Below are 4,117 nucleotides of genomic sequence, written 5' to 3' on the forward strand. Positions count from 1 at the left end.
GCGTTTTAGTTTGAATCCTTGGATAATTGTGATTTGGGCAAATCAACTTAATTTTTGAGAAACTGAAAAAAGTTTGATCGGCAAATTTTGGTTGTAACGGACCTTGCATCTTGTGAATTCGATTGGTTTCGTGTTACAAAGGTGTCATGGCAATTCCTTGGTTTGAATTTTTTATAAGTAATTGAATTATAAATTTTTTTAATGTTTTGCCCCTCTCTTTTTTATGCAACATTCAGATTGGGCTGAATGTTGCTACTGTAATTTTGTTTAATAGCGCTCAATGCGCGCTCCCCATAGCGAGGTATTTGCAATAATGTCATTGTCTAAACCATCTGCTCAGCAGAGAATATCGACTTTTGATGAGTTTGTGCGATTAGCTGATTATTCTTTAATGGATACCTTAAATGCCGATCCTGATGCCACCGGGGATGGTGATGATCACCGTCCCCGTCAGGTTTTTTCCGGTCACTTCGTACCGGTGACTCCCACGCCGCTTCCAGATCCAGAATATGTTACCCATAGCAGCACTTTTTTTAATGAACTTGGGTTGAGCGACGAGTTGGTAAATGATGGAAAATTTTGCCGGGTATTTTCTGGTGATCTCTCAGCAGCGCACGAGCCTATGCGTAAGATTGGCTGGGCAACTGGCTATGCCCTGTCAATTTATGGCACCGAATATACCCTTCAATGTCCATTTGGTACGGGCAATGGTTATGGCGATGGTCGGGCGATATCTGTATTTGAAGGGGTATTCAATGGACAGCGTTGGGAAATGCAATTAAAGGGTGGCGGTACAACGCCTTACTGCCGTGGTGCCGACGGGCGCGCAGTCCTTCGTTCAAGCGTGCGTGAGTTTCTCGCGCAAGAGTATATGCACGCCCTGGGGGTTCCCACAACGCGATCTCTAACCCTGTATGTATCTAGATCCGAGAGCGTTACCCGGCCCTGGTACTCCCAGGACGCTCATTCCACGGATCCTGATATTATGGTGGATAATCCTGCGGCTATTTCAACTCGCGTTGCACCCTCTTTTTTGCGCGTTGGTCAGTTAGAGTTATTTGCCCGCCGGGTTCGCGGCAATGCTCATCAAAGCGCCTTAGAAGAGTTGCGCATGATTGTGTCGCATGTAATTGACCGGGAATACCCAAACGATATTAATCAAGATCTTGTTTTTGCGGATCAAGTGGTTGAATTGGCTAAGCTTTTTCGCCAGCGGCTTACGTCACTGGTGGCCGATTGGCTGCGTATCGGGTACTGCCAGGGTAATTATAACAGTGACAACTGCGCCGCCGGTGGTTTTACCCTCGACTATGGACCATTTGGATTCTGTGAAATGTTCGACCCCGGATTTCAACCATGGACTGGCGGCGGCGAACACTTTTCCTTCCTCAATCAGCCAACGGCAGCAGAAGCGAATTACCACATGTTCTGGACGGCAGTGAGACCGCTGCTTGCAAAAGAGACTCAAGCTTTGGAACAATTGGATCAAATACGTCATGGCTTTGCAGAGGCAATGCAAAAACAGATCCAAAAAATGTGGGCGGCCAAGCTTGGCTTGACGGACTATCACCCAAAGCTGGTGCAGGGATTAATGCAGTTACTGACCAAATCAGAGGTGGATTACACCATTTTCTTCCGTGAATTATCCCATGTACCAGACAATGTGTCAGCCTTGAAAAAGAGTTTTTATAGCAAGACTGATCAACAACTCGATGAGGAATGGCAATCCTGGCTGAAAAACTGGCACGACCTCGTTATCAAAGGCGGCAATTTGGCTGAGATATCGGCAAAGATGAAACAGATTAACCCCAAATATGCATGGCGGGAGTGGTTGATTGTCCCCGCCTACCAACAAGCCATGCAGGGTGACTACACATTGGTCAGAGAGTTGCAGGAAGTGCTTAGCTCTCCATATGATGAGCAATCACAAAGGGTAGAAGCGAAATATTATCGTCTGAAACCTGAGGCGTTTTTTAACGTTGGTGGCGTTTCGCACTATAGCTGTTCATCTTGATTTTGAAAATATACTGAAGCTTAGTGCTCTGAGTCGAAAATTCGGTGACGTATTTTTATGCTGTAATTTTTAGAATAAAGGAAAAATACGCTTTGAACAAACAAATTGCAGTTGGTTTAATAACCTTGATATTTTTACCCGGGTGCGTTGGGGCTGTTTCTGATCTGGGGATAAATAATGGAGCGTTGGCACCGTGCCCGAAAACACCAAATTGTGTTAACAGCCAGGCGATTGGTGAAAAACAATATATTCAACCTATTTGTTATGAAGGCACTCGGGAGGATGCGCGAGCCCGCCTTTTGCAGATACTTGGTTCCCAAAGGCGGGCAAAGATCTTGACGGCTCAGGAAAATTATATTCGAGCAGAATTTACGTCCGCTTTGTTTCGATTTGTCGATGACGTGGAGTTTTATTTTCCGAAAGAGAAATCAGGCGAGATGGTCATCCATATCCGATCCGCATCCCGTATCGGATATTCCGACCTTGGGGCAAACCGAAAACGAATTGAGCGGATTCGAAGTGAATTTCTTAAATAGATCTGAAATATCAATGATAAAGCGGTTCTTGAAACCACATATCGTGCCCATGGGGGCGCATGCAGGTGGATGATGAAAAACAGCAGGTCAATCCCGGAGATGCCATCTGGATACCAGAGGAGTCTCATAGTCTTGCGAACAATGGTACTGAATCGGTATTTTTGTGGTTGCTTCGTCATGGGAAAAGCATTTATTTTAACGTAACACATCAGGAAGGATGGAACATGGCTGAAGAAAAGGGAAAAAATCCAAAAGGGGCCGGCAAGAGCAGTTTTGATTTGATTGATTTGAAAAAAATCTCCGATGTTTTGCCTGTAAAGCCTGGATCGGTTGTCCTGGATCTGGCCTGCGGGAGAGGGGATTATTCTGTTTATTTTTCTGAGATCGTCGGAGAGCAAGGCCTGGTCTATGCACTGGATCTGTGGGAAGAAGGGACAAAGCTTCTGGAAAAAAGGATCGAAAAACAAAATATCACCAATATCATGACCCTGATATCCGATGCGGCCCGCCCGGTCCGCCCAAACATATCCGGTTGTCGGAAAAAGAGGTGGATGATCTGGTCCTGGGGCACGGATTTAAAAAAGGCAGTTCTGTTGATGCAGGGGATTACACCTATCTGTTGACCTACAGGTCCTTGTGTTAAAAATTTGCATTCGTTTGCCCCAAAAACCCGCTTGTACTCAGCAAAAAATTTCTACCACGGATATGGTATGATTGATCGCTCCGGCCTAATATAAAGCAACACACAAACAGGGAAAGTCTGGGGTGAATTTTTAACCAGATCAAAATCCAGATAGATAGAAGTCAACACCCGTAAAGCAAGACGATCATGAAATCAGGCCGCTATACTGTAGGAGTTTCATTGTTATAAAAAATTATTGTCGGGACTATTCCGTTTTAAAAGGGGACATGATTGCCTCATAATCCTGTCCGCCATAAAATATGTTCAAAATTTTCACCATTTGATTATCTTCATCGACCAGAAAAGCTGCAACCGTCTTTTTATCAAGGGGATATATTCTTACGCCTATCATTAAATCATTACGCGTCTGACCTCTTAAAGGGGCTATTTCCAGCTTTTGGCATTTGAGTTTTAGTTTCTCAATATATGACCATCCTCTTTCTGGAAAGCCGCTTTCTTCAGTGATATAGTCATATATATTTTCAAGATCTTTGATTGCATCCGGCATTAAATAAACATCATATTTTTTCATTAGACGTTCTTTTTTATCCGTTGTTTGTGCAGTGCTTCAATGCTTTCAAATGCTGTTTTGAGTGGGACAGGAGTCCCATTTTGGGCCGAATGTTCCAACCGTTCACGGATTATAGAAAGTCTTGCTTGGTGCTCTTCTTCTCTTTTTTGCCATAACCTCATAGCATCCCTGATTAATTCACTTGTGGACCCGTAGGAACCGGAGCCGACTTTTTTCTTTATTGCAGATAGCATATCAGGGGGAAGGGTTATTGTAATTCTCTCGGCTTTTTCTTGTTGCATGGTTTGTCTCCTATGGCAGTATTATAAAATCATACTGCCATAGGAGACAAATTTCAACATCTTTCATAATTA

Annotated in this window: 5 protein-coding genes; 3 read left to right on the top strand and 2 right to left on the bottom strand. The window is 43.9% G+C overall.

What is annotated here, in order from left to right; translation table 11 throughout:
• The first annotated feature begins 313 nt into the window (after positions 1–313).
• The 3 genes from DPO_RS23375 (at position 314) to DPO_RS23385 (ending at position 3,173) form a co-directional block, all read left to right on the top strand.
• The gene (locus tag DPO_RS23375) at positions 314–2,014 is read left to right on the top strand and encodes a protein adenylyltransferase SelO (protein WP_006968861.1); all 1,701 of its coding nucleotides are present in this window, start codon (positions 314–316) and stop codon (positions 2,012–2,014) included.
• A gap of 92 nt (positions 2,015–2,106) precedes the next feature.
• Positions 2,107–2,550 carry a DUF1499 domain-containing protein gene (locus tag DPO_RS23380; RefSeq protein ID WP_040012321.1) on the top strand — a complete coding sequence of 148 codons (444 nt, stop codon included), beginning with the start codon at positions 2,107–2,109 and terminating at the stop codon, positions 2,548–2,550.
• A 224-nt stretch (positions 2,551–2,774) separates the two neighbouring features.
• Positions 2,775–3,173 (top strand): class I SAM-dependent methyltransferase, encoded by a 399-nt coding sequence (locus tag DPO_RS23385; protein WP_006968862.1) that lies wholly within the window; start codon positions 2,775–2,777, stop codon positions 3,171–3,173.
• 264 nt (positions 3,174–3,437) lie between these two features.
• Here the strand turns inward: DPO_RS23385 and DPO_RS23390 are convergent, their stop codons facing one another.
• Positions 3,438–3,764, bottom strand: a complete 327-nt coding sequence (locus tag DPO_RS23390) for a type II toxin-antitoxin system RelE/ParE family toxin (RefSeq protein ID WP_006968863.1) — start codon at positions 3,762–3,764, stop codon at positions 3,438–3,440.
• Entirely contained in the window at positions 3,764–4,045 is a 282-nt protein-coding gene (locus DPO_RS23395) for a ribbon-helix-helix domain-containing protein (protein WP_006968864.1), read from the bottom strand. Before DPO_RS23395 ends, DPO_RS23390 begins: the two co-directional genes overlap by 1 nt.
• Between the last annotated feature and the right edge of the window lie 72 nt (positions 4,046–4,117).

It is taken from the genome of Desulfotignum phosphitoxidans DSM 13687 (assembly GCF_000350545.1).
GTDB classification, from domain to species: Bacteria; Desulfobacterota; Desulfobacteria; order Desulfobacterales; family Desulfobacteraceae; genus Desulfotignum; species Desulfotignum phosphitoxidans.